Source organism: Thauera terpenica 58Eu, assembly GCF_000443165.1.
GTDB classification, from domain to species: Bacteria; Pseudomonadota; Gammaproteobacteria; order Burkholderiales; family Rhodocyclaceae; genus Thauera; species Thauera terpenica.
The window spans coordinates 68,356-94,262 of the sequence record NZ_ATJV01000044.1 but is presented as its reverse complement, the minus strand read 5'-3'; the positions used below and the strand labels follow the sequence as shown (position 1 = coordinate 94,262).

The 25,907-nt window shown below is 65.2% G+C and carries 24 protein-coding genes; 16 read left to right on the top strand and 8 right to left on the bottom strand.

Annotation, left to right across the window (positions count from 1 at the left end):
- On the bottom strand, positions 1 to 625 hold a 625-nt coding region (gene leuE, locus M622_RS25870; protein ID WP_021248490.1), incomplete at its 3' end, for a leucine efflux protein LeuE.
- A 174-nt stretch (positions 626 to 799) separates the two neighbouring features.
- Here leuE and guaD point away from each other — a divergent pair.
- The 11 genes from guaD (at position 800) to M622_RS25815 (ending at position 14,482) form a co-directional block, all read left to right on the top strand.
- Positions 800 to 2,119 carry a guanine deaminase gene (guaD, locus tag M622_RS25865; RefSeq protein ID WP_021248489.1) on the top strand — a complete coding sequence of 440 codons (1,320 nt, stop codon included), beginning with the start codon at positions 800 to 802 and terminating at the stop codon, positions 2,117 to 2,119.
- Between the two features lie 278 nt (positions 2,120 to 2,397).
- Positions 2,398 to 2,763: a response regulator gene (locus M622_RS25860; protein ID WP_021248488.1), complete on the top strand. Its 366-nt coding sequence runs from the start codon at positions 2,398 to 2,400 to the stop codon at positions 2,761 to 2,763.
- 2 nt (positions 2,764 to 2,765) lie between these two features.
- A complete protein-coding gene (locus M622_RS25855; RefSeq protein ID WP_021248487.1) occupies positions 2,766 to 4,037 on the top strand; it encodes a methyl-accepting chemotaxis protein in 1,272 nt (423 codons plus the stop codon).
- An 8-nt stretch (positions 4,038 to 4,045) separates the two neighbouring features.
- Positions 4,046 to 4,363, top strand: a complete 318-nt coding sequence (locus tag M622_RS25850; protein ID WP_021248486.1) for an STAS domain-containing protein — start codon at positions 4,046 to 4,048, stop codon at positions 4,361 to 4,363.
- An 18-nt stretch (positions 4,364 to 4,381) separates the two neighbouring features.
- Positions 4,382 to 6,607, top strand: coding sequence for a chemotaxis protein CheA (locus M622_RS25845; protein WP_021248485.1), 2,226 nt, complete (start codon positions 4,382 to 4,384; stop codon positions 6,605 to 6,607).
- A gap of 34 nt (positions 6,608 to 6,641) precedes the next feature.
- Positions 6,642 to 8,840, top strand: coding sequence for a methyl-accepting chemotaxis protein (locus M622_RS25840; RefSeq protein ID WP_021248484.1), 2,199 nt, complete (start codon positions 6,642 to 6,644; stop codon positions 8,838 to 8,840).
- A 28-nt stretch (positions 8,841 to 8,868) separates the two neighbouring features.
- On the top strand, positions 8,869 to 9,411 hold the full coding sequence (locus M622_RS25835) for a chemotaxis protein CheW (protein WP_021248483.1): 543 nt from the start codon (positions 8,869 to 8,871) through the stop codon (positions 9,409 to 9,411).
- Between the two features lie 28 nt (positions 9,412 to 9,439).
- On the top strand, positions 9,440 to 11,881 hold the full coding sequence (locus tag M622_RS25830; protein ID WP_021248482.1) for a nitrate- and nitrite sensing domain-containing protein: 2,442 nt from the start codon (positions 9,440 to 9,442) through the stop codon (positions 11,879 to 11,881).
- A 23-nt stretch (positions 11,882 to 11,904) separates the two neighbouring features.
- Positions 11,905 to 12,495, top strand: coding sequence for a hypothetical protein (locus M622_RS25825; RefSeq protein ID WP_021248481.1), 591 nt, complete (start codon positions 11,905 to 11,907; stop codon positions 12,493 to 12,495).
- A gap of 20 nt (positions 12,496 to 12,515) precedes the next feature.
- On the top strand, positions 12,516 to 13,403 hold the full coding sequence (locus tag M622_RS25820; protein ID WP_021248480.1) for a CheR family methyltransferase: 888 nt from the start codon (positions 12,516 to 12,518) through the stop codon (positions 13,401 to 13,403).
- Positions 13,400 to 14,482: a protein-glutamate methylesterase/protein-glutamine glutaminase gene (locus M622_RS25815; RefSeq protein ID WP_021248479.1), complete on the top strand. Its 1,083-nt coding sequence runs from the start codon at positions 13,400 to 13,402 to the stop codon at positions 14,480 to 14,482. Before M622_RS25820 ends, M622_RS25815 begins: the two co-directional genes overlap by 4 nt.
- A gap of 43 nt (positions 14,483 to 14,525) precedes the next feature.
- Here M622_RS25815 and M622_RS25810 read toward each other — a convergent pair whose 3' ends face one another.
- On the bottom strand, positions 14,526 to 15,431 hold the full coding sequence (locus tag M622_RS25810) for a DMT family transporter (protein WP_021248478.1): 906 nt from the start codon (positions 15,429 to 15,431) through the stop codon (positions 14,526 to 14,528).
- Between the two features lie 275 nt (positions 15,432 to 15,706).
- On the opposite strand from M622_RS25810, the gene M622_RS25805 reads away from it, so the two are divergent.
- Positions 15,707 to 16,222: an AmiS/UreI family transporter gene (locus tag M622_RS25805; RefSeq protein ID WP_031346444.1), complete on the top strand. Its 516-nt coding sequence runs from the start codon at positions 15,707 to 15,709 to the stop codon at positions 16,220 to 16,222.
- 12 nt (positions 16,223 to 16,234) lie between these two features.
- Here the strand turns inward: M622_RS25805 and M622_RS25800 are convergent, their stop codons facing one another.
- A complete protein-coding gene (locus tag M622_RS25800) occupies positions 16,235 to 16,810 on the bottom strand; it encodes a DUF2478 domain-containing protein (RefSeq protein ID WP_021248476.1) in 576 nt (191 codons plus the stop codon).
- A 295-nt stretch (positions 16,811 to 17,105) separates the two neighbouring features.
- On the opposite strand from M622_RS25800, the gene hyi reads away from it, so the two are divergent.
- Genes hyi through pyk form a run of 4 tightly spaced genes read left to right on the top strand, consistent with a single transcriptional unit; the run spans position 17,106 to position 20,220 of the window.
- A complete protein-coding gene (gene hyi / locus M622_RS25795; RefSeq protein WP_021248475.1) occupies positions 17,106 to 17,885 on the top strand; it encodes a hydroxypyruvate isomerase in 780 nt (259 codons plus the stop codon).
- A gap of 51 nt (positions 17,886 to 17,936) precedes the next feature.
- Positions 17,937 to 18,359 carry a DUF3830 family protein gene (locus M622_RS25790; protein WP_021248474.1) on the top strand — a complete coding sequence of 141 codons (423 nt, stop codon included), beginning with the start codon at positions 17,937 to 17,939 and terminating at the stop codon, positions 18,357 to 18,359.
- A gap of 2 nt (positions 18,360 to 18,361) precedes the next feature.
- Positions 18,362 to 18,805, top strand: a complete 444-nt coding sequence (locus tag M622_RS25785; RefSeq protein ID WP_021248473.1) for a GlcG/HbpS family heme-binding protein — start codon at positions 18,362 to 18,364, stop codon at positions 18,803 to 18,805.
- Positions 18,802 to 20,220: a pyruvate kinase gene (gene pyk / locus M622_RS25780; protein WP_021248472.1), complete on the top strand. Its 1,419-nt coding sequence runs from the start codon at positions 18,802 to 18,804 to the stop codon at positions 20,218 to 20,220. The genes M622_RS25785 and pyk overlap by 4 nt, the downstream gene beginning before the upstream one ends.
- A gap of 83 nt (positions 20,221 to 20,303) precedes the next feature.
- On the opposite strand, the gene ppa is transcribed toward pyk, so the two are convergent.
- The 5 genes from ppa to hemN form a co-directional block, all read right to left on the bottom strand.
- Positions 20,304 to 20,831, bottom strand: a complete 528-nt coding sequence (ppa, locus tag M622_RS25775) for an inorganic diphosphatase (RefSeq protein WP_021248471.1) — start codon at positions 20,829 to 20,831, stop codon at positions 20,304 to 20,306.
- Positions 20,832 to 20,923: 92 nt separating this feature from the next.
- The gene (locus M622_RS25770; protein WP_021248470.1) at positions 20,924 to 21,133 is read right to left on the bottom strand and encodes a heavy-metal-associated domain-containing protein; all 210 of its coding nucleotides are present in this window, start codon (positions 21,131 to 21,133) and stop codon (positions 20,924 to 20,926) included.
- A 46-nt stretch (positions 21,134 to 21,179) separates the two neighbouring features.
- Positions 21,180 to 23,438, bottom strand: coding sequence for a heavy metal translocating P-type ATPase (locus M622_RS25765; RefSeq protein WP_052028684.1), 2,259 nt, complete (start codon positions 23,436 to 23,438; stop codon positions 21,180 to 21,182).
- A gap of 160 nt (positions 23,439 to 23,598) precedes the next feature.
- Complete coding sequence (locus tag M622_RS25760; RefSeq protein WP_021248468.1) at positions 23,599 to 24,309, bottom strand: sulfite exporter TauE/SafE family protein; 711 nt, start codon at positions 24,307 to 24,309, stop codon at positions 23,599 to 23,601.
- Between the two features lie 105 nt (positions 24,310 to 24,414).
- Positions 24,415 to 25,806 (bottom strand): oxygen-independent coproporphyrinogen III oxidase, encoded by a 1,392-nt coding sequence (hemN, locus tag M622_RS25755; RefSeq protein ID WP_021248467.1) that lies wholly within the window; start codon positions 25,804 to 25,806, stop codon positions 24,415 to 24,417.
- Positions 25,807 to 25,907 lie beyond the last annotated feature (101 nt).

Below are 25,907 nucleotides of genomic sequence, written 5' to 3'. Positions count from 1 at the left end.
CCCCCCCCCCCCCCGCCGTCCCCCCCGCCGCAAGGCGGCGGTGACGGCGGAACTGGGCGGCCAGGCGTACACCGGCAAAGATCAGCACCGACAGATAAAGCACGCTGCACACCTGCACGATGAGACCGAGGATGAGGAAGGACAGACCGGGATGGGCATAGCCGGGATCGACGAACTGGATGAAGAACGACACAAAGAACAAAATCGCCTTGGGATTCATCAGGCTGATCACAAGCGCGCTGCGAAAGGGGTGCGGCATGCCGCGCAGCGCCGGGTAGTGAGGGCGGCCGTCGCCGACCTGCGCGGCCGTTTCGTCTCCACGTCGCCAGGTCGTGAGCGCGCTACGCATGAGGCTCAAACCCATCCACGCCAGATAGCCTGCCCCAGCGTACTTGATCGCCATGAACAGTTCGGGCGTGGTGCGCAGCAGCGAGGCGGCGCCGGTGACCGCGAGCAGCATGAGGATGGTGTCGCCGACGACGATGCCCAGCGCACCGCGATAACCCGCACTCACCCCCCAGCGCGAGGCCGCAGCCATGACGTAAAGTGAATTGGGCCCGGGCAGCAAGACGATGAAGACGGTGCCGAGAATGAAGGTGGTGAGGTCGGTGATGCCGTAGAACATCGGAGTTTCCGCGCGCGCTGTTTGATCGGGTGCTCACTGTGCCATGCAGAGCACCCGCCTTCCAGCCCGAGGCCTCCGTTACCATGGCATCGAGCTTCGTCGCCAGACCTCGCCACGCTCTCGCGCGCCCGGCCACGAGCCCACCTGCCCACCCTCAAGCATGAGGCGACCGTCATGAACCCCAAGCCCTCCTTGCGTGCCGTGCGCGGCGAAATCCTGCACTTCCTGTCCGACCCTGCGGTTGCCGGCGCGGCAGCGCTGCAACACTTCAGCGACGGCATCCTCGCCATCCGCGACGGCCACGTCGTCGAGCTCGGCCCCGCCGACGACATGCTGGCCAAGCTGCCCTCCGACATCGTGCACGACGACTATCGCGGCCAGCTCATCCTGCCCGGCTTTGTCGACACCCACACCCACTACGCCCAGACCGACATCATCGCCAGCCACGGCGAGCAGCTGCTGGCCTGGCTGGAGAAATACACTTTCCCCGCCGAGGCGCGCTTTGCCGACCCCGCGCATGCGGCCACGGTGGCGAATTTCTTCTGCGACGAATTGCTCCGCAACGGCACCACGACGGTGATGGCCTTCGCCACCGTGCACGCAAGCTCGGTCGATGCGCTGTTCGAGGCTGCGCTGCAGCGGCGCATGCGCCTCATCACCGGCAAGGTGCTGATGGACCGCAACTGCCCACCCGAGCTGCGCGATTGCGCGGCAAGCGGCGAGGCCGAATCGCGCACCCTGATCGAGCGCTGGCATGGCCGCGAGCGTCTGCTCTACGCCGTGACACCGCGCTTTGCCTGCACCTCGACGCCGGCACAGATGGAGAGCGCCGCACGCCTGTTCGCCCAGCACCCAGGGCTTTACCTGCAGTCGCACCTGGCCGAGAGCCGCGGCGAAGTGGAGTGGACCGCCCGCCTCCACCCGACAGCACGCAGCTATCTCGATGTCTACGACGGCTTCGGACAGCTTGGCGCACGCAGCATGTACGCGCACTGCATCTGGCTCGATGACGTCGACCGCGCGCGCATGGCCACCACCGGCAGCGCGATGAGCTTTTGCCCCACTTCGAACCTGTTCCTGGGCTCCGGCCTGTTCGACCTGGAGCGCGCGCGCGCGCTCGGTGTACGTGTGGGACTGGGCACGGACGTGGGCGCCGGCACCAGCTTCTCCATGCTGCAGACGCTGAACGAGGCCTACAAGGTGTTGCAGCTCAAGGGCCAGCGCCTGTCAGCGCAGTCCGCCTTCCACCTCGCCACCCTGGGCGGCGCGCACAGCCTGTACCTGGATGATCGCATCGGCAACTTCCTGCCCGGCAAGGAGGCCGACCTGGTCGTCCTCGACCCCCAGGCCACGCCCTTGCTGGCGCGTCGGATGGCCTCATGCGCCAAGCTGAGCGAGCGCCTGTTCGTGATGATGATGCTGGGCGACGAGCGCATGGTGGCAGCCACCCATGTGATGGGCGAAGTCGCCTGGCGGCGCCCGCTCCGGCGCTGAACATACGTTCATATAAACAAAATTAATATTGCAAGAAATATATTTATATCAAATATAGCAATTTCATCACATTCATTTCAAGCCCGACCCACTAACATCAACTTTATCGCTCGATCGCCATCAAGTTACCCACAGACCGGCCGTTGGGTCTCGTGTGGACTGCAACAACGCGAACGCTTGCGGCCATTCACCCACAAGCAAGCTCCCGTGACCCATCACCAGCGCTGCTGCGTTAATGGCCTACGAAAAACCTCCAATCAGATCCAAGCCGAATTGCAATGAAAACCATCTTTCTCGTAGACGACTCCGCCACCATCCTGCTGTCGATCTCCGGCATCCTGAGCAAGGCCGGCTACGGCGTCGAAAAGGCGCCCAGCGCCCTGGATGCGCTGAAGAAATTCCAGGCTGGCGTGAAGGTGGATCTGCTCATCACCGACCTGAACATGCCCGGCATGAATGGCATCGAGTTCATCCGCGAAGTGCGCAAGCTGCCCAACTATCGCTTCATGCCCATTCTTTTCCTCACCACCGAATCGCAGCAATCGAAAAAGCTCGAGGCCAAGGCGGCGGGCGCCACGGGCTGGATCGTCAAGCCCGCCTCGGCCGATGAACTGCTCAACACCATCAAGCTCGTCATGCGCTGACCATGAACTCATCGACCTTCCTGCGCCGCTCGTTGATGATGCTCGCTGGCATTGCCCTGGCAACCGGCATCACCGTGTTCTTCCTCAACAGCTGGTTCAACGCGAGCTTGCTGCCTGCGCTGGGCACCCCCCAGCCGCTGGGCAACGCGATCGGTTCCATGCTGGTGGTGTTCGCCTCTTATGTGGGCGTGCGCATGGTCTCGCTCGCGTTCTTTCGCGACCACGCCTTCGGGCAGGAGATCAGGGTCGATGAACTCGCCGACCAGCGCGACCGCAAGGATCAGGTGTTCCAGGAAGTCGCACGCGAGCTGCGCACGGTGCCGGCCTTCAACGAAGTGTTGCGCAAGCAGCTCGGCAGCGTGGTGCAGCAAACCGAACGCGCCGCCAACGACATCAGCGCCCAGCTGCAGATCATCGACTCCGTCGTCGACAGGCTCAACACCTTCGTGGTCAATCGTTCAGTCGAATCCGCCGAGCTCGTACACGACTCCGAGCTGCGTATCGCCAACAAGCAGAAGATGATCGCGCAGATGCAGGACTACATCGAGTTCCGCATCAGTGAGGCACGCGCAGACCAGGTGCGGGTGGCGCAGGTGGTGAAGGAGGCGCGCTCGCTTGAGTCACTCACTCGCCTGGTGAAGGACATCGCCGGGCAGACCAACCTGCTCGCCCTCAATGCTGCCATCGAGGCTGCGCGCGCGGGCGAGGCCGGGCGCGGATTCGCCGTCGTCGCCGACGAGGTGCGCAAGCTGTCGAGCGAGACCGAAAAAGCCGTGCTCGCGATCAACCACGGCATACAGGGTGTCGCCAGCACGATAGAGACCCAGCTTGAGGAAAAGCTGAGCTCGACCGACCTTGACCGCGAACGCAAGGCGCTGGGCCTGTTCGCCGAACAGCTCGACGAGCTGGGCCAGGGCTACGAGGACATCCTGCGCAGCCAGGCGAGCACGATGGACACGGTGCGTGGCAGTAGCGAGGAGCTGGCGACGATGTTCATGGATGCCCTTGCCAGCGTGCAGTTCCAGGATGTCACCCGGCAGCAGATCGAGCACACCGCGGACGCCATGGTCCGCCTCGACGAACACATGAGCACGCTGGCCGCACGCATGGAGAGCAGCGATGGCCCCGATCTGGCTTATGCACCGCTCGCCGAGCATCTGGAGCAGATCTATTCACGCTATGTGATGGACCAGCAGCGCCAGTCGCACGACACGGCCATCGGCCGCGCAAGCTCGCCAGCAGACGGCGCCAACCCCAAGATCGAACTGTTCTGAGACCGAGCATGGCCGCACAAAAGGACCACGACGCCGATCGCATCACGATCGGCGAAGACATGACCATCTACCACGCCGCGACGCAGAAGCAGGCGCTCATCGACGCCCTCAAGGCCAGCACACGACTGGAAATCGACCTCTCCGCGGTGGGCGAGATCGACACCGCCGGCTTTCAGCTGCTGGTGCTGGTCAAGCGCGAGGCCCAGCGTCTGGGCAAGCAGGCACACATCGTCGCCCACAGCGAGGCAGTGCGCGAGCTGCTCGACTTCTACAACATGGCGGCGGAGTTCGGCGATCCCTTGCTGATCCCGGCCGCCGGCGCCTGAGCGAGGACGGCCCGCATCATGGATGAAATCACCTCCGTCTTCGTCACCGAGAGCCGCGAACAGCTGGCCGCCCTCGAGTCCGCCCTGCTGCAGCTGGAGCACAACCCCGGCGACGACGACACCCTCAATGCCATCTTTCGCAGCGCACACACCATCAAGGGCGGCGCCGGCGTCATCGAATGCACTTACATCGTCAGCTTCACCCATGTCGTCGAGAATGTGCTGGACACGCTGCGTAACCGAGAAATCACCCTCGACGCCGACCTCATCGCGCTGCTGCTGGCCTGCGGCGACCACATGGGCCAACTGCTCGGCGTGCTCGAGGCGGGAGCGAGCGCCCCTGACGAAGAACTCAGCGCCGAAGGCGAGGCCTTGCTGCAGCGCCTGCAGGCGGGCAAGGGCGCGAGCACCCAGGCGCCAAACACAAACCCGACCGCCGGCACGCCGGCCGCATTCGACGCCTTGATCGAGTCGAGCGGCGGTGGCGCGGTCGAAACCGACTGCTGGCACATCTCGCTGCGCTTCGGCCCGGATGTGCTGCGCAACGGTCTGGACCCGCTCAACTTCCTGCGCTATCTGGGCGAAATCGGCCACATCGAACGCCTGGAGACCGTGGCCGACGCCATGCCGGCAGCCGCCGAGATGGACGCCGAGCGCTGCTATCTGGGTTTTGAAATCAGCTTCTCGTCGACCGCGGACAAGGCCGCGATCGAACGCGTGTTCGACTTCGTGCGCGACGAATGCACCCTCCACATCCTGCCCCCGCACAGCCGGCTGAACGATTACTTCACGCTCATCAACGCCCTGCCCGAGGACCTCATGCGCCTGGGCGAGATCCTCGTCCGCGTGGGCGCGCTGACCCAGCACGAGCTCGACGAGGGCCTGAGCGCACAGCTCGCACCCCTCGCGGGCGCGGCGGCGACCGACGCAGCAGCGCCGACACAGGCGCCACAGATCGGCGAGATTCTCGTCGAGCACAAGGTGGTGCAGCCCGAGCTGGTCGCCGCTGCCGTCGCCAGGCAAAAGCAGGTCAGCGAAAACAAGGCCGCCGAAGCGCGCCTGATCCGCATCCCGGCCGACAAGCTCGACCGCCTCATCGACCTCGTCGGCGAGCTCGTGATCGCCGGCGCCAGCGTCAACCTGCTCGCCAGCAAGTCGGGCTCGGAGGCGCTGACCGAAGCCACCTCGCTCACCGGCCGCCTGGTGGAGAGCATCCGTGACGCTGCCCTGCAGCTGCGCATGGTGCAGATCGGCGACACCTTCAACCGCTTTCATCGCGTGGTGCGTGACACCTCACGCGACATGGGCAAGGAAATCGAGCTCGTCATCAGCGGTGGCGAGACCGAGCTCGACAAGTCGATGGTGGAGAAGCTCGGTGACCCCCTCATGCACCTGGTGCGCAACGCCATGGACCATGGCCTGGAGCTGCCCGCGGTGCGCGAAGCCAGCGGCAAGTCGGCGCGCGGCCGGCTCGAGCTCAATGCCTTTCACGACTCGGGCAGCATCGTCATCGAGGTGGTGGAAGATGGCGCCGGCCTCAATCGCGAGCGCATCCTCGCCAAGGCGATCGAGCGCGGCCTGGTGCAAGCTGGGCAGGCGCTGACCGACGCCGAGATCTACAACCTGATCTTCGAGCCAGGCTTTTCCACCGCAGCGCAGGTCACCAACATCTCGGGGCGCGGCGTCGGCATGGACGTCGTGCGCCGCAATATCCAGGGCCTGCGTGGCAGCATCGACGTCAGCTCGGAACCCGGCAAGGGCTCGCGCTTTGCGATCCGCCTGCCGCTCACCCTGGCCATCATCGACGGTTTCCTGGTCGGTGTGGGCGAAGCCGCCTACGTCATCCCGCTCGACAGCGTGGTCGAGTGCATCGAACTGAGCGCCGAAGGCAGCGAACGCGACTACGTCAATCTGCGCGGCGAAGTGCTGCCCCTGCTGCGTCTGCGCCAGTTGTTCGGCATGGAGGGCGAGCTGCCCTCACGCCAGAACGTGGTGGTCGTGCATTACGCCGGCAGCAAATCGGGCATCGTCGTTGATCAGCTGCTGGGCGAGTTCCAGACCGTGATCAAGCCCCTGGGCAGCATCTTCCGTCACATCAAGGGCATAGGCGGGTCGACGATTCTGGGCAGCGGTGAAGTCGCCCTCATCCTCGACGTTCAAGCCCTGGTGCAGCGCTGCGCAAGCAAGGAAGCACAGCACGTGCCCGGCGCCGCGCGCGCACTCCCCACCACCTCACGCAGCTGAAGCCAGCTCTTTTCGAATTTCCCTGGAGTTCATCATGAAGAACCTGAAAATAGGCCTGCGGCTCGGCATCGGTTTTGCCGTTGTCCTGCTGCTGCTGCTCGCGATTGCCGTCATCGGCAGCATGCGGCTCAACGCCCTGCAGGCTGAAATCACCGACCTCGTCGGTGACAAGAATTTCAAGGTCGCGACCTCGAACGACATGATCGACTCGATCGGCATGCTCGGCATGATGCACCGCAACATGCTGATCATGCGCGGCGACGCGGACCTGCGTGAATTCGCGCAGACCGCGAACGCAGAGCGCACCAAGCTGGCCAAGGACCTCGAAGCGCTAGACGGTCTGTCTTTCGGCGACGAGGGCGAGCGCCTGCTCAATGACATCAAATCCGCCCGGCAATCGTTCATGGATCTGCAGCAGGAATTCGAAGGTCTGATCCAGCAGCGCAATTTCGATCAGGCGACCACGATTTTTGCGACGACCTACCGCCCGGCTTTCCTGGTCTATCTCGACAGCTTGAAGAAGTTCATCGCCTACCAGACCGACTTGATGCAGAAAACCGGTCGCGATGCCGAGACGCTAGGCAAGGACTCGGTGACGCTGCTGATCGGGCTGGCGGTCGCGGCGCTGCTGACCGGAATCGGTTTTGCCATTTTCATCACGCGCTCGATCACGCGCCCGGTCGGCGAGGTGATGGATGCGGCCAGAAAGATGGCCGAAGGCGACTTCAAGTTCGAGCTAAGCTCGGATGCCCGCGACGAGGTCGGCGAAGTGGTGCGTGCCGTAGCCGGCGTGCAGACCAGCGTCGGGACCATGATTGCAGACGCGGGGACGCTGGTCGAAGCGGCGCTTGCCGGCCGGCTTGCCACCCGTGCCGACGCCAGCCGCCACCAGGGCGACTACCGCCGCATCGTGCAAGGCGTCAATGACACCCTGGATGCGGTGATCGGGCCCCTGAACGTTGCTGCCGACTATGTCGACCAGATCGCCCGCGGCGCCATCCCGGCCAAGATCACCGACACCTACAACGGTGATTTCAACACCCTCAAGAACAACCTCAACACCGCCATCGACGCCGTCAATGCGCTCGTCGCCGACGCCGTCATGCTCGCCCAGGCCGCGGTCGAAGGCCGCCTGGCCACGCGCGCCGACGCCAGCCGCCACCAGGGCGACTACCGTCGCATCGTCGATGGTGTCAATTCCACCCTCGATGCGGTCATCGCCCCCATCAACGAGGTCAAGCGCGTGATGGTGGCGCTGTCAGGTGGTGATCTGACGCAGAAGATCACCGACGACTACGCCGGCGATTTCCAGGTACTGCAAAACGCCGTCAATGACTCGATGGACAAGCTCGCCGAGATCATCGAGCAGGTGCGCGGCGCAGCCGATGCGCTCACCAACGCCGCCGGCCAGGTCTCGGCCACCGCGCAAAGTCTGAGCCAGTCGTCTTCCGAACAAGCGGCCAGCGTGGAAGAGACCTCGGCCTCCATCGAGCAGATGAGCGCCTCGATCAACCAGAACTCGGAGAACGCCAGAGTCACCGACGCCATGGCGAGCAAGTCCTCGGTCGAAGCGGGTGAAGGCGGTGGCGCGGTGAAGTCCACCGTGGAGGCGATGAAGAACATCGCCGGCAAGATCGGCATCATCGACGACATCGCCTATCAGACCAATCTGCTCGCCTTGAACGCCGCCATCGAAGCCGCGCGCGCCGGCGAGCACGGCAAGGGCTTTGCAGTGGTTGCAGCCGAAGTCAGGAAGCTCGCCGAGCGCAGCCAGGTCGCCGCCCAGGAGATCGGCGAGCTCGCCGGCACCTCGGTGCAGCTGGCCGAGCGTGCGGGCAAGCTGCTCGACGAGATGGTGCCCTCGATCAACAAGACCTCCGACCTGGTGCAGGAGATCGCCTCCGCCAGCCAGGAGCAGACCGCCGGCGTGGGCCAGATCAACAACGCCATGGGGCAATTGAACAAGGCCACCCAGCAAAACGCCTCCGCTTCCGAAGAGCTCGCCGCCACCGCCGAAGAGCTCGGCGGACAGGCCGGGCAGCTGCAGGAGCTGATGGGCTTCTTCAGCATCGACGCCGGGGCTGGGGTCGGGGCCGCACCCAAGCGCAGCCCGGCACGCAAGCCCGCATCCAGCGCGGATTCGGCAGCACGCCCCAGGGCCGCACGATCGGCGCCGCGCGCGGCAATCGGCAAGCCGGTGAGCTTCAGCACCAGCGACTTCGAAAAATTCTGAGCACACGCCAAGAAGCAGGAGCCAGGCCATGAGCCAGAGTCTTAGCATCAGCAAGCACGCCGCCGCCGACGCGGCGGACCACAGTCCGCAGCAATACCTCACCTTCAGCCTCGGGGGTGAGGTATTCGCCCTCGGCATCCTCAACGTCAAGGAGATCATCGAGTTCGGTCAGATCACCGAGATTCCGATGATGCCGGCCTTCATTCGCGGCGTGATCAACCTGCGCGGCGCAGTGGTGCCGGTGATCGACCTCTCCGCACGCTTCGGTGGCAGCGGCTCGACGGTTTCACGTCGTACCTGCATCGTCATCGTCGAACTCGGCGACGGCGAGGAGCGCCAGGATCTGGGTGTGATCGTCGATGCGGTCAATGAGGTGCTGGAGATCCCGCGCGCCGACATCGAGCCTCCACCCAGCTTTGGCGCCAGGATCCGCGCCGACTTCATTCAGGGCATGGGCAAGGTGGACGGCCATTTCGTCATCATCCTCAACGTCGAGCGCGTGCTGTCGACCGAAGAAATCACCCTGCTCGCGAGCATGAACGGCGACACCAGCGCCGGCGAAGAGCAATAGACGCCTGAGCGGCCCTGGAGCAAGCGCGATGAACACTCAATCCTACGGCTGGCGCTCGATCCGTCTGCGCCTGTTTGTCCTCTTTGCCGCCGTCATCGCCGCCGTGCTGTTCTATGCAGGCCGCGAGCTCGGCGCTCAGTGGCAGCTGCGTGGCGCCATGGAGCGCGGCATGCAATACAGCGAGCTCGCGGTGCACATCAATGGCGTGGTGCACGAACTGCAAAAGGAGCGCGGCCTGTCCGCCGGCTTCATCGCTTCGCGCGGCGCGCGCTTCAAGTCCGAACTCGGCACTCAGCACGCGGACACCAACACCGCACGCTCCGCGCTCGACAGCTGGCTGGCAAGCGGCGGTCGTGCGCGCCTGGAGGGCAGCAACAAGACCATCGAAGAAGCCAGATCCGAGCTTGCCAGACTGGACGCCACCCGCGCTCAAATCAGCGCCCTCGAGCTGGCCGGCGCCGACTCCTTCAACTACTACAGCGCCAGCATCGAGCGTCTGACACGGGTGCTCGAGATCGCCGTCGCGCAGGCCGCAGAGCTCGAGCTGGCACGCGGCATGAACGCCTACCTGATGTTCGTGCTCGCCAAGGAGCAAGCCGGGCGCGAGCGCGCCTCGATCAATGGCTTGTTCGCCGCCAATGCCGCAGCCGACGTCAAGCTGCACCGGCGCATCATCACCATCCTCACCGCGCAGGACACCTACCTCGCCAACTTCCGCACCCTCGCCCCGCCCACGTGGGTGGTGGGCCTGAACGCCGCGCTCGACAGCAGCTCGGGCCGCGACACCGCGCGGCTGCGGCAGATTGCGCTCGAGCGCATGGAGCTCGGTGACTTCGGCGTCGAGCCCACACAGTGGTTTGCCGCCATCACCCAGAAAATCAATCTGCTCAAGGCGGAGGAGGATCGCATCGCCGCCGCACTGCTCGAGCGCGCACGCACCTTGAGCGGCGAGGCGACGCAGCGACTTGCGCTTTCGGTCGCCATGGGTGCTGCCGTTGCCCTGGCTGCGTTGCTGTTCAGCCTGCAACTGAGCGGCCTGTTGCGCGGCCTGCGCGGCAATGCCGAAGCCGCACAACGCATCGCCCAGGGCAAGCTGGACGAACGCATCGAGGTCCGCCACCACAACGAACTCGGCGAGATCGAACACGCGCTGGCCGATGTGCAACAGAACCTGCATCTGATGATCGACGATGCCACGCAGCTGGTCGAAGCGGCCGTTGCCGGCCGGCTTGCCACCCGTGCCGACGCCAGCCGCCACCAGGGCGACTACCGCCGCATCGTGCAAGGCGTCAATGACACCCTGGATGCGGTGATCGGCCCCTTGAACGTCGCTGCCGACTATGTCGACCAGATCGCCCGCGGCGCCATCCCGGCCAGGATCACCGACACCTACAACGGTGACTTCAACACCCTCAAGAACAACCTCAACACCGCCATCGACGCCGTCAATGCGCTCGTCGCCGACGCCGCCATGCTCGCCCAGGCCGCGGTCGAAGGCCGCCTGGCCACGCGCGCCGATGCCAGCCGCCACCAGGGCGACTACCGTCGCATCGTGCAAGGCGTGAATGACACGCTCGATGCCGTGATCGCCCCCATCAACGAGGTCAAGCGCGTGATGGTGGCGCTCTCCAACGGCGATCTGACGCAGAAGATCACCGACGACTATGCCGGCGACTTTCTCGTGCTGGAGAACGCGGTCAATGAGTCGATGGACAAGCTCGCCGAGGTCATCGAGCAGGTGCGCGGCGCGGCCGACGCACTCACCAACGCCGCTGGCCAGGTCTCGGCCACCGCGCAAAGTCTGAGCCAGTCGTCTTCCGAGCAAGCCGCCAGCGTGGAAGAGACCTCGGCTTCGATCGAGCAGATGAGCGCTTCGATCAATCAGAACTCGGAGAACGCCAGGATCACCGACGCCATGGCGAGCAAGTCTTCCACCGAAGCGGGTGAAGGCGGCGGCGCGGTGAAGTCCACCGTGGAGGCGATGAAGAACATCGCCGGCAAGATCGGCATCATCGACGACATCGCCTACCAGACCAATCTGCTCGCCTTGAACGCCGCCATCGAAGCCGCGCGCGCCGGCGAACACGGCAAGGGCTTTGCGGTGGTTGCGGCCGAAGTCAGGAAGCTCGCCGAGCGCAGCCAGGTCGCCGCCCAGGAGATCGGCGAGCTCGCCGGCACCTCGGTGCAGCTGGCCGAACGTGCCGGCAAGCTGCTCGACGCAATGGTGCCCTCGATCAACAAGACCTCCGACCTGGTGCAGGAGATCGCCTCCGCCAGCCAGGAGCAGAGCGCCGGCGTGGGCCAGATCAACAACGCCATGGGCCAGCTCAACAGAGCCACCCAGCAAAACGCCTCCGCTTCCGAAGAGCTCGCCGCCACCGCCGAAGAGCTCGGCGGACAGGCCGGACAGCTGCAGGAGCTGATGGACTTCTTCTCCCTCAGTCACACAGACTCCGTGCGCAGGCACTGACCCACGACGACGAAGCCACACCCATGATCGACTGGCACACCCTGTCACCGCAGGAAATCGAACGCCGCGCGCAGAGCATCTCGCCCGGCGAGTGGGCGGTCGACATGCAACGCCCGATCGCCACCCTGCTCGGCTCCTGCGTGGCGGTGTGCCTGTACGACCCCGCAGTCGGCGTCGGCGGCATGAACCATTTCATGCTGCCCAACATGCGCAAGCGCGAGGGCGGCATCGACGTCGACTCGTTGCTGTCGGGCGACTATGCGATGGAGGTGCTGCTCAACGGCATCATCGCCCGTGGCGGCGCACGCCACCGCCTCAAGGCCAAGGCCTTTGGCGGCGGCACCATCATCAGCGGCATCGCGGCTTCGGGCATCGGCAAGCGCAACGCGGACTTCACCTGCGAGTGGCTGGCGCGCGAGGGCATAGAGCTGCTGGCTTCGGACTTTCTCGGCGCCTGCTCGCGCAAGGTCTTGTTCGTGCCCGCAACCGGCGATGCCTATTGCCGCCGCATGACGACGACGATGGCGAGCGCGCAGGAAGTGGCCAAAGCCGAGCTGGCCTATGCCGAAGCGCTCAAGCGTCCGCCACCGAAGTCGAGGGTGGAACTGTTCTGAACACGGAGATTTGACCCCACATGGACAACCACGGCGTCAGCGATCAGGAGTTCGCCCTCTTTCGCAAGCTGATCTATCGTCTGGCCGGCATCAACATGGCCGACAGCAAGAAGCCCCTGCTCGCCGGCCGCCTCACGCGCCGCCTGCGCCACCATGGGCTGGAGAGCTTTCGCGATTACTACACTCTGGTCACGCGCACCGAGCACAGCGACGAGCTGCAGCTGATGGTCGATCTGTTGACCACCAACGAGACCTATTTCTTTCGCGAAGCGGCGCATTTTGACTATCTGCAGACCTTCGCCGCCAGCCGCCGTGGTCGCCCCTTCCGGGTGTGGAGCGGGGCCTCGTCCAGCGGCGAAGAGCCTTATACGATCGCCATGGTGCTGGCTGAAACCCTGGGCATGGCAGCCAACTGGGAGATCGTCGCCTCCGACATCAGCTTGAGCATGCTGGAAAAGGCTCACGCCGGACTGTATCCGATGGAACGCGGCAAGGGCATTCCACCCGAGCTGCTCAAGAAATACTGCCTGAAGGGCGTGCGCGAGCAGGAGGGCAATTTTCTGGTCGACGCCAGACTGCGCGAGCGGGTGGACTTCCGCCACATCAACCTGATCTCACCCACAACCCGCGATCTGGGCCAGTTCGACCTCATCTTCCTGCGCAACGTGATGATCTACTTCGACAACGACACCAAGCGCAAGGTCGTCAGCAACATGCTGCCCCACCTGCGCGAGGACGGCACTTTCATCGTCGGACATTCGGAAACACTGACCGGCATCACCGACGCGCTCAGCGCGATGCGCCCCACGCTCTACTGTCAGCCCCACATGCGCGCACAACTCGAGCCCCTGAGCCGACTGGCGCCAAACCGCAGCCTGCGCACGCAAAGCGGGAGCGCCGGCCGATGAGCGGGCGCATCAAGGTCATGATCGTCGACGACTCGGCGGTGGTGCGCCAGAGCGTGCGCCAGATACTGGAGCGCGAGCCCGGCATCGAGGTCATCGGTGCCGCCTCCGACCCGGTGTTTGCACTTGGCCACATGCAGCGCCAGTGGCCGGACGTGATCGTGCTCGACATCGAGATGCCGCGCATGGACGGCCTCACCTTTCTGAAGAAGATCATGAGCGAGCGCCCCACGCCGGTGGTGATCTGCTCCTCACTCGCCGAATCCGGGGCAAGTGCCACCATGCAGGCGCTGGCCTCAGGTGCGGTCGCCATCATCACCAAGCCCAAGCTGGGGGTGAAACAGTTTCTCGAGGACAGCAGCAACGACGTGGTGCAGGCGGTCAAGGCCGCGGCACGGGCCAATGCCCGCCGCCTCGCACCACGCGCGCCCAGCGCTGCGCCCGCTCCAAGACTGAGCGCGGAGGCGGTCATTTCCGCCGCCGGCCTGGGCAGCGGCGCGAGCATGCTCAGGACCACCGAGCGTCTGGTGGCGATCGGCACTTCGACCGGCGGCACACAGGCGCTCGAGGCCGTGCTCAGGCGCATGCCGGCCACCGCGGCCGGCATCGTCATCGTGCAGCACATGCCGGAGCGCTTCACCGCGATGTTTGCCGAGCGCCTGAACTCGTTGTGCGAGATCGAAGTGCGCGAGGCGCGCCATGGCGACCGCGTCATTCCCGGCCTGGCCCTCATCGCCCCCGGTGGCAAGCACATGATGCTGGCGCGCAGCGGCGCGCAGTACCGGGTGGAGGTGGTCGATGGCCCCCTGATCAACCGTCACCGACCGTCGGTGGACGTGTTGTTTCGCTCCTGTGCGAAGTTCGCCGGCAAGAACGCGGTGGGCGTGATCATGACCGGCATGGGTGACGATGGCGCGCGCGGCCTGAAAGAGATGCACGACGCCGGCTCGGCCACCATCGCCGAGGACGAATCCACCTGCGTGGTGTTTGGCATGCCCAAGGAGGCGATCCGCCTGGGTGCGGTGGACCGTGTCCTGCCGCTGGACGAGATCGCTGCGGCCATCCTGCGCGCGAGCGTGTGACGCGAACTCGGGAGACGTGCGCTACCAGCGTTTGCTGGAGCGCTTAGGGCAAGCGCCTGTCCATGCGGCGCGACTGCCACACTGACCACAGGCTGCTCAACGCCAGTGCGCTGCCGATCAGCACCATGCCGCCCAGCTCGGTGCTCGACGGCTGTTCGCCGAGTTCGATCCAGCCCGCCAGCACGCTGATCATCGGAATGCCCAATGCGGACAGGCCGGCCATGCCCGCCGAGACGTGCTGCAGGATGTACAGCCACAGCAGCCACGCCAGCCCGGTGGCGAACACCGCGTTGAACACCAGCGCACCATAGAAATAAGGCGTGGGGTCGATGGCGCGCGAGGGCAGCACCAGCGCCAGCACGCACACCGCAAGCGCGCCGAACAGCATCTGCCACGCCGTCAGCGCGAGCAGGTCGAATTCATGGTCGCGGCGCATGCGTTTGGCGTGCACCGCCGCGGCCGCCCAGGTCAGACCACCGAGCAGGGCCAGCACATTGCTCAACGGGCTGCCACGCATGTTCCACGGCTCCAGCACCAGCACCAGGCCGCAGGCGGCAATGCCGATCGTCAGCCATTGCAGTCCGCGTATGCGCTCGCCCAGCACCCACCAGGCAATCGGAATGGTCCAGAACGGCATGGTGTACACCAGCACCGCGGTCTTGCCCGCGCCGCCCGCGACCAGCGCCCACTGGATGAGCGCGGTGAACGCGCCGGTCTGCAGCAGGCCGAGCACCAGCACCTGGCGCAGGGCGACGATCTTCATCGGTCGTCGCGTCAGGATCTGCACCAGAAACAGCACCATCGCCCCGAGCAGGGTGCGGATCGCCGCGAAGTCGAAGGGATCAACGTACTGGATGACCTGCTTCATCACCACCCAGTTGTAGCCCCAGATCAGCGACAGGACGACGAGGGCGAGGATGGCGAGCGGGGTCGGACGGGATGCGGGCATGGGTGACTCGGTTACAGGGGTTGGGCCGTGCTCGCAAGCACACAAGGGCTGGTCACGGCATCGGCTGCACGACGGGGACACCAGCGTCGATGGCGCGCCGACGAGGCCCGTGCAGTGTGCGCGAGGCCCGGATGATACGCCTGCCCCGGCCCGACAGATTGGCGCAGGATATGGACTTCGTGCTGGCAGCCATCAGGCGCACGCGCAAGTGCGAGCACAGGCGCCCGCTAGTCTATAAACTGCGCGCGGACTACAAGGCTCGAAGGGAGTGCGCAATGCTGCTCGGTTTGTCGCTGTTCTATGTGGGTGCGGTGCTGATCCTGAACGGGCTGTGGATGCTCGGTCGCATCGGCGAGCGCGAAATCGCCGTCATCAATCTGTTCACCGGGGGTCTGACCCTGCTGGTGTCGCTCAAGCTCGCCCTCGGCGAGGGCGCGGACGCCGAATCGATCAAGGCCGCGGCGCTGTCGCTGCTGTTCTCCCTGACCTATCTGTGGTTTGCTTTCAACCGCCTCAGCGCTGCCGATGGCCGCGGTCTGGGCTGGTTCAGCCTGTTCGTGGCGATCACTGCGGTGCCGGTGGCAATCGACACCTTGAGCACCGCCTCCACCCTGTGGGGGTGGTGGTCTGGCTTGTCGTGGGCGGCCTGGGCACTGCTGTGGTTGCTGTTTTTCGTGATGCTGGTGCTGAACAAGCCGGTCGTGCGCTTCACCGCCGCGATGGCGATCGCGCAGGGCGTGTTCACCGGCTGGTTGCCGGGCTATCTGCTGCTGACCGGGGCGATTGGCTGAGCGCTCAAGCACTCAAGCCCCTCTCCTGCCGTGCTGGATGCGGGCAAACCATTCGTCGAGCACCTGCCGGCTGGCTTGCAGCTCGACCCCATAGCCGCCGCTGAAGCTGCGCCACTGCGGCAGATAGGTGTGATTGACCACGGTCAGCAGCGGTACGCCCTCGCTCATCAGGGCGAGCATCTCGGCGGCCAGGCCACGTCCGCTGGCCTCCAGCGCACCGAAGCGGTTCGCCACCGCAAGGTCGGTGGTGGATTCAAACGCATCGCGCAGTGAGACACTGGCGGCAGTGACACCGGCCGGGTCGAGACTGCAGGAGGTCGATCCGGGGCCCAGTTGCTGGAAGAGCGCGAAGCGCTGCCCGCTATCGACATCGACGAGCGCAATGTCCGCCTTGTCCGGACCGCAGCTGCACTGCACCACGCCGCGCACCTGCCAGCCTGAGGCGCGCAGATCGAGCGCAAAGCGGGCGAGCAATTCATCGACTGCTTCGGCTCCGGAGTGCACGATTGCCGCCAGCGGAAACGCCTGCTGCAGCGTTCCGGTGTGATTGGGCGACGACACGGTCGGGGGCAACTCGGGCTGCGACATGGGACGATCTCGGCAACAGGGTTCGATATTGACAATGCGGGTGTGGCCGGGATCAGGCGCTCACTGCGGCAGCGCCCCGTTCACGCCTTGCCCCGGGCCCAAGGCTGCATCGTAATATACATTTGTATATCAATAAACCAGCTTCTGCCCGCAGCTACTGTCGCGCAGCCCAAGCTCCCCGAAATCCCGGTGCTGGTGAACAATACTGGTCCGGGCCCGATCCGCCAGGCGCCGTGCGCCGTGGACAGGGGCTTTTGCGCGCAGCCCGCGTGGACCGAACACAGGAGAAATCGACATGCCCAAGTTCAACGCCAACCTGACCCTGCTGTTCAATGAAGTGCCCTTCCTCGAGCGCTTTCAGGCGGCGGCGGAGGCGGGCTTCAAAGGGGTGGAGTTCCTCTTTCCCTATGGCTTCGACAAGAACGAGCTCGCCGAACGGCTCGCCAGCCACGGGCTGGTGCAAGTCTTGCACAACCTGCCCGCAGGCAACTGGGAAAGCGGCGAGCGCGGCATCGCCTGTCATCCGCAGCGCGTCGGCGAGTTCCAGGACGGCGTCGGGCGTGCGCTCGAGTACGCCACCGCGCTGGGCTGCAAGCAGCTCAACTGCCTCGCCGGCATCACGCCGCCCGCGGTGGATGCGGACACGGTGCACACGACCTTGGTCAGCAATCTGCGCTTCGCTGCCGCCGAGCTGGACAAGGCCGGCATCCGCCTGCTGGTGGAGCCGATCAACACCTTCGACATCCCCGGCTTCCATCTCCATGGCACGGCACAGGCGATCGCGCTCATCGACGAGGTGGGCGCGGACAATCTGTTCCTGCAGCACGACATCTATCACATGCAGCGCATGGAGGGCGAGCTGGCCAATACCATCGCCGCCCACTGGCCGCGCATTGCCCACATGCAGATTGCCGACAACCCGGGCCGCAACGAACCCGGCACGGGCGAAATCAACTACGCTTGGCTTTTCAATTTCATCGACCAGCTCGGCTACGACGGCTGGATCGGTTGCGAATACAAGCCGGTCGCCGGCACGCAGGCCGGACTGGGCTGGATCAAGACCCTTGTGCGCTGAATTCGGACTTTTTCACGACCACGCACCCCATCCCATCTCAAGGAGATCACGATGCGACACCTCGCTCTCGACGTCGGTTCGTTCCACTTTGTCGCCCGTCTGGAGGAAGCCGCTGCGCCCAAGACCTGCGCTGCCTTTCTCGAATTGCTGCCCTTTTCCAATCAGGTCATTCATTCGCGCTGGAGCGGCGAGGCGGTGTGGGTGCCGCTGGGCGAGTTCGATACCGGTCTGGGTTTCGAGAACCATACCAACCATCCTTCGCGCGGCGACGTCCTGCTCTATCCCGGCGGTTTTTCCGAGACCGAGATCCTGTTCGCCTATGGCAGCAGCAGCTTCGCCAGCAAGATGGGGCAGCTCGCCGGCAACCACTTCCTCACCGTGGTGGAAGGCGCCGAGCAGCTCATGGAGATGGGCCAGACCGTGTTGTGGAAGGGCGCACAGTGGATCCGCTTCACCGACCTTGGAGAGCGCTGAAAATGAAAACCACCCATGCCCTGACACTGGCCGATGCGAAGCTGATTGCCGCTGCGGCTGAAGCCGAGGCCATCGCCCACGGCTGGGCGGTGAGCATTGCCATCTGTGACGCCGGTGGCCACGCGCTGTGGCTGCAGCGCATGGACGGCGCGCCGCTGATGAGTGCGGCCGTCGCCCCCGAAAAGGCGCGCACCTGCGTACTGAGCGGCAAGCCGAGCAAGGTGTTCGAGGACATGGTCAACAACGGCAGATTTGCCGCGCTGGCCCTGCCCGTGGTGCCGCTTGAAGGCGGAGAGCCCGTCGTGGTCGATGGCAGCGTCATCGCCGGCGTCGGCGTTTCCGGCGTCAAGGCGGGCGAAGACGCCCAGGTCGCGCGCGCCGGGGTGGTCGCGCTCCTTGGCAGCGCAACAAGCTCCTCGTCCGCCGCCCCGGAGAACGCAGGATGAAACGCGAACGCAGCGCCCGCATCATCGCCACGCTCGGTCCATCGAGTTCCAGCCGCGAATGCATCCGCGCGCTGGTCGGCGCCGGCGCCGACGTCTTTCGCCTGAACTTCAGCCACGGCAAGCATGCTGACCACGCGGAAAGTGTGCAGCTGATCCGCGCGGTCGAACACGAGGTCGGCCGCCCGATCGGTGTACTGATGGACTTGCAAGGCCCCAAGCTGCGCGTGGGCCGATTTGCCGCAGGCGCGGTGGTGCTGGCGCAAGGCGCCCGCTTCCGCCTCGACCTCGAGCCCACGGCAGGCGATGCGGAGCGCGCCAACCTGCCCCACCCCGAGATCTTCGCCGCGCTCAAGGTCGGCACCGAGCTGCTGCTGGACGACGGCAAGCTGCGTCTGCGGGTGGACGCGTTCGGGGCCGACTTCGCCGAAACCACGGTGCTGGTCGGTGGCGTGCTGTCGGATCGCAAGGGCGTCAATGTGCCGGGCGCGGTGCTGCCGATCTCGCCGCTCACGGCCAAGGACCTGGCCGATCTCGACTTCGGTCTGACACTGGGCGTGGACTGGGTGGCGCTGTCTTTCGTGCAGCGCGCCGAAGACGTGCGCGAGGCGCGCGCGATCATCGGCGACCGTGCCTGGATCATGGCCAAGCTGGAAAAACCGGCCGCCATCGATCAACTCGAGCCCATCGTCGCGCTCGCCGATGGCGTCATGGTGGCGCGCGGCGACCTCGGCGTGGAGATGCCGCCACAGCAGGTGCCGGTGTTGCAGCGTCGCATCGTGCGCGCTGCCCGCGCCGCCGGCAAGCCCGTGGTGGTGGCGACGCAGATGCTGGAGTCGATGGTCAGCGCACCGGTGCCGACGCGCGCCGAGGCCTCGGACGTGGCCACCGCCATCTACGACGGCGCCGACGCGGTGATGCTGTCGGCGGAGTCGGCGTCCGGCCAATACCCGGTGGAGGCGGTGGATATCATGCACCGCATCATCGGCGAGGTGGAGCAGGACCCGGCCTGGCGCGCCGGGCTGGAAGCCAGCCACAGCCCTGCCGGGGCCAACACGCCCGACGCCATCTGCAGCGCGCTGCGGGGCGTGGCCGAGTTGCTCGAACCGGCGGCCACAGTGGCCTACACCTCATCGGGCTTCAGCGCCCTGCGTGCCAGCCGCGAGCGCCCGGTCACACCCATCCTGGCACTGACCTTGCAAATGACGACGGCACGCCGGCTGACACTGGCATGGGGCGTGCATCCAGTGCCCTTCGAGGAGGTGCACGATCTCGACGCGATGGTCGAGCATGCGGCGGCGGCCGCGCAGGCACATGGCTTTGCTCAGGCCGGGGACGCGGTCATCGTGATCGCCGGCCTGCCCTTCGGCCGCAGCGGCAGCACCAACCTGTTGCACGTGGCGCGCATTCCTGCCTGAGCTTTCAGGCGTGCAGCGCCACGCCGCCAGGCGCAGGCGAAAAAAAACCGCGGGGTCCCGCGGTTTTTCAATGCCTGAAGCGCTTACTTGCTGGCGGCAGCCAGACCGTTCACGATCTCCTGCCTGGCCTCTTCGACCGTGCCCCAGCCCTGCACTTTCACCCACTTGCCGGGTTCGAGATCCTTGTAGTGCTCGAAGAAATGCACGGTCTGCTTCATCAGCAACTCGGGCAGATCCTCAGTGCTCTGGACCTTGTCGTAGAGCGGGGTCAGCTTGGACACCGGCACGGCCACGACCTTGGCATCCAGACCACCGTCGTCTTCCATCTTCAGCACGCCCACCGGGCGGCAGCGGATGACAACGCCCGGTGCCAGCGGGAAAGGCGTCACCACCAGCACGTCCACCGGATCGCCGTCACCGGCAATGGTGTGCGGCACATAGCCGTAGTTGATGGGGTAACGCATGGAAGTGCCCATGAAGCGGTCGACGAAGACGGCACCGCTGTCCTTGTCCACTTCGAACTTGATCGGATCGCCCTGTGCGGAGATCTCGATGATGACGTTGATATCGTTCGGTACATCCCTGCCGGCGCTGACCAGATCAAAACCCATGCTGCCCTCCCGTCGAAAATTTGTGCGCGGATTATAGGGGGAAACCGTAGTGCATTGCACTGCGCCATGGCAATGGCAACAACTCTCAGAGCTCAGGCCGGCGCGTCAAAACCCGCATTTTCCACCGCTGCGCGCAGCGCTTCGACCGACACCGTGGCCGGGTCGTAGCGCACGGTGGCGGAGGCATCGGCGAGCGACACCTGGGCCTCACTCACGCCCGACAGCGCCTTCAGCACACCGGTCACGTTGGCCACGCAACCGCCGCAGCTCATGCCTTCAACCTTGATCGTCACTTCGTTCATTTCTATCACTCCCGACTGAAAAATGGAGGGTCCGCCGCGGGCCGCCTCAGCGCCCTGCACGCCAGCGCCGCAACAGCAAGGAGTTGCTCACCACCGACACCGAGCTCATCGCCATTGCCGCACCTGCAATCACCGGGTTGAGCATACCGGCTGCCGCCAGCGGGATGCCGAGCACGTTGTAAATGAAGGCGAAGAACAGATTCTGACGGATCTTGGACAGGGTGGCACGCGACAGGTCGATCGCATCAGCCACGCCGTGCAGACTGTTCTTGACGAGGGTGATGTCGGCGGCTTCGATGGCAACGTCTGCACCCACGCCAATGGCAAAGGAGACGTCGGCCGCGGCCAGCGCCGGCGCGTCATTGATGCCGTCGCCGACCATGCCCACACGCACCACCGCGCCGTGCGCATCGTGCCGCAGCTCGTCAATGGCGATGGCCTTCTCACCCGGCAACACGCCCGCACGCCAGTCGCTGATACCGGTCTGCAGGGCGATGGCCGCGGCAGTGGCGGGATGGTCTCCGGTGAGCATCACCACCCGTATGCCCCTGGCCTGGAGGCGGGCCACGGCTGCGGCCGAATCGGCACGCACGCGGTCAGCGACCCCCAGCAGTCCGGCAAAGACGCCTCCCACAGCAACCGCGACCAGCGTCTTGCCGGCTGCGGCGAGCTCGTCACTGAACGCATCGGGCAGGCTCACCCCGCGCTCCTGCAAGAACCGCGGTGAGCCGAGCAGCACGCTTTGCCAGCTACCGTCGTGCTGCACCTGGCCTTCCATGCCCATGCCGCCGACCGCCTGCACCGCCTCAGTGGGCGGCAGTTGGAGACCATCGGCCCTGGCCGCCGCAAGCACCGCGGTCGCGATCGGATGCCCGCTGCCCTGCTCCACGGCAGCGGCCACCGCCAGCACTTCAGCTCGCGTCCACCCCTGAGCGGGCAAGGTATCGGTCAGTGCAGGCAGGCCTTCGGTCAGCGTGCCGGTCTTGTCGACTGCCAGCACCCCAATGCGCTCGGCCAGCTCCAGCGCTTCGGCGTTCTTTACCAGCATGCCGGCGCGCGCGCCCTGGCCGGTGCCCACCATGATGGCGGTCGGGGTGGCCAGGCCGAGTGCGCACGGGCAGGCGATGACCAGCACCGCCACGGCGTTGATCAGCGCTTGCTGGAAATCGCCCACCGCAAACCACCAGCCGGCGAAGGTGAGCAGCGCAATCACCACCACGACCGGCACGAACACCGCCGCGATACGGTCGGCGAGACGCTGCACCGGCGCCTTCGAGCCCTGCGCCTGCTCGACCAGGCGAATGATGCCGGCGAGCAGGGTCTGCGCCCCGACCCCGGTGGCGCGGCAACGCAGGTTTCCGTTGCCGTTGAGGGTGGCGGCAAAGACGCTGTCACCGCTGCGCTTGTCGATGGGCAGACTCTCGCCGGTGAGCATAGCCTCATTGACCGCCGACTCGCCCTGCTCCACCACACCATCGACCGGCACCGCGTCGCCCGGCCGCAGCACGAAGAGGTCTCCGGGCTTGAGCGACTCCACTGCCACCTCGATGAGCTCGCCATCACGCTCGATCAGCGCCATCTTCGGCTGCAGGCGAAGCAAGGCGTCCAGTGCCGCCGTGGTGCGGGCCTTGGCGCGCGCCTCCATCAGCTTGCCGAGCAGCACGAGCGTGATGATCATCGCCGAGGCTTCGAAGTACACATGCAGGTCGTGGCGAGCGCTGAAGGTCACGACCACGCTGTAGAAGTAGGCCATCGAGGTGCCGAGCGCGACCAGCACGTCCATGTTGGCGCCGCCACCGCGCAGCGAGGCCCATGCGCCACGATAAAAGCGCGCACCGATCCAGAGTTGCACCGGGGTTGCGAGCAGCAATTGCCACCAGCGCGGCACCAGGTCGTGCACCACCTCGCCCCCTGGCCACCAGCCGAACATGGCCGGCATCTGCGCCGCCAGCGGCAGGCTGAGCAAGGCCGCGATCCAGAAATGGCGTAACTCGACTTGCCACTCGGCCTGGTGACGGGCGCGCTCGGCCTCACGTTCGAGGTGACGCGCGTCCCGGGCAACAAAGCCGGCACGCGCCACGGCAGCCATCGCCTCGTCCAGGCTCAAGGTGCCGGGCACGAAGCGCAGCTGTGCGCGTTCGGTGGCGAGGTTGACGCTGGCCTCCACACCCGGCAGACGGTTGAGCACCTTCTCGAGCCGGGTCGAGCAAGCGGCACAGGTCATGCCGGTGATGGCAAGCTCGAGCGACTCGGACGACGGCGCGGGGGGCGCCACAGGCGCGGTACTGGATGTATTTATGGACATGGGCTCTGCCGGCAGAAGGAATGAATTCGGGGGGAAGAGTCGAGTTGGACCCGCTTCGGCTCGGGAAAGCTCCCCGCAAGGTCCGCAGTCATGGCGGCGGGCGCCGCCTGCACATCACCCAGGCCGGCATCGAGCGCCGCAAGGCATGCCGGCCTGCGCTTCAGGTCACACAGACCACACCGCTCCAAAGCTCGCCGCCCAGGGTGGGTGCATGATAGAGCCCGAAAACACCGAAGCCGAGCACCAGCAGGCCAGAGGCGAAACGGACCTTGGGATTACGGGTGAAGTCCCGAAAGCGCTTGAACAACATGCCCGCGAGCAGCAAGTTGGGCAAAGTGCCGAGACCGAAAGCAAGCATCAGTCCGGCGCCGCGCGCGCCCGAACCGGTGACGAGCGCGGTGGCAAGAATGGAATACGTCAGACCACAGGGGATGAAGCCCCACAGCAGGCCCAGAGGCAAGGCCTGTTTGAGCGAGCGTGCCGGCAGGAAGCGTCGCGTCAAGGGCTGGATGCGCCGCCACAGGACGTGACCGCCGCGTTCCAGCGGTGCCAGCAGGCGGGTAAAGCCGGTGAGGTAGAGTCCGAGCGCGATCAGCATCAGGTTGGCCAGCACGTACAGGCTCATCTGCACCGGCAGCATGCCGTCGTACAGCATGCCAACCGAGCCCAGGGTGCCAACCACGCCACCGAGCGCGGTGTAGGTGGTGATGCGACCGAGGTTGTAGCCCAGATGCAGCGGCCACTGCGGCTTGCCGCCCGGCGTGTGCACCTGCACGGTGAGCGCGCCCACGATGCCACCGCACATCGACACGCAGTGCGTGCCGCCGAGCAGACCGATGAGGAAGACGGCGAGGTAACCGGTTTCGGGCATGGCGTGAGTGAGTTCTACGCAGGCAGAAGGCAGACCGCCATTCTACGCCGCAGCGCAGCAGACGGGTCGTGTCTGCTGCGCCTGGTGCACGCCCGTGCTGTGCGCTCAGATCACGCGTGAATAACGTGCGCGCTCACGATCGGCACGCAGATAGCGGTCGAACACCATCGCAATACCTCTTACCAGCAGGCGACCGCCGGGCTGGACGCTGATCCAGTCGCCGTCGATCTTGACCAGGCCGGCCTTTTCCATTTCCTCCAGGTCGCCGAGCTCCTGGGCAAAATACTCGCGGAAATTGATCAGGTGGGCGATCTCGATCGACTGCATCGACAGCTCGAAGTGGCACATCAGCGCCTGGATGATGGAGCGCCGCAGCAGATCGTCTGCGGTCAGCTCGACGCCACGCAGCACCGGCAGCTCGTCGCGATCGAGCGCGTCGTAGTACTCGTCGAGCGTCTTCACGTTTTGCACGTAGACCGGCCCGATCTTGCCGATCGCCGAAACGCCGAAGGACAGCATGTCGCATTCGGCCTGGGTCGAGTAACCCTGGAAGTTGCGCTGCAGCCGCCCCTGGCGCTGGGCGATGGTGAGTTCGTCGTCAGGCTTGGCGAAGTGGTCCATGCCGATGTAGACATAGCCCGCCTCCGTCAGGCGACGGATGCCGAGTTGCAGCAACTGCAGCTTGGTGTCGGGCGTGGGCATGTCGCCGATGAAGATGCGACGCTGGGGCTTGAACAGCCCCGGCAGATGGGCGTAGCTGTAGAGCGAGATGCGGTCGGGCGAGATCTCCAGCACCTGCTCGAGCGTGCGGTTGAAGCTGATCACGTTCTGCTTGGGCAGGCCGTAGATCAGGTCCATGCTGATCGACTTGAAGCCGGTGGCGCGCGCCGCGTCGATGACGAGCTTGGTCTCGTCGAAGCTCTGAATGCGGTTGACCGCCTGCTGCACGTCTGCGGCAAAGTCCTGCACGCCCACGCTCATGCGGTTGAAGCCGAGCTCGGAGAGCAGCTTGACGGTGTCGAAATCGACCTTGCGCGGGTCGACCTCGATCGAGTATTCGCCATTGGGGACGAGCGTGAAATGCTCGCGTACCGAGGCCATCAACTCGCGCAACTCGTCGTGCGACAGGAAGGTGGGAGTGCCACCACCCAGGTGCAACTGCGTGACCTGGCGTGAGCCCTCCAGGCATTGCGCCTGCATCGCGATCTCTTTGGCGAGGTATTTCAGATACTTGGCCGAGCGCCCGTGATCCTTGGTGATGATCTTGTTGCAGGCACAGTAGTAGCAGATCGTGTTACAGAAGGGGATGTGGAAGTATAATGAGAGCGGTTTGCTGACGCCGCCAATGGCTCTTTTTGCAAGCCAATCCTTGAGGGCGTCGGCATTGAAGGCCTCGACGAAGCGATCCGCCGTTGGATAAGAGGTGTACCGCGGACCGTTGATATCAAATTTACGGATCAGTTGCGGATCGAATATGAGTTCGTTCTGGTCGGTCATGGCCTAACTGCTTCAGTGTGTGCCAAACAATGACAGAACACCGGATTTTTTTGGTTGACATGGATCAACGGCGAAGAGTGGCCTGATCCAGAGAGGTCGCA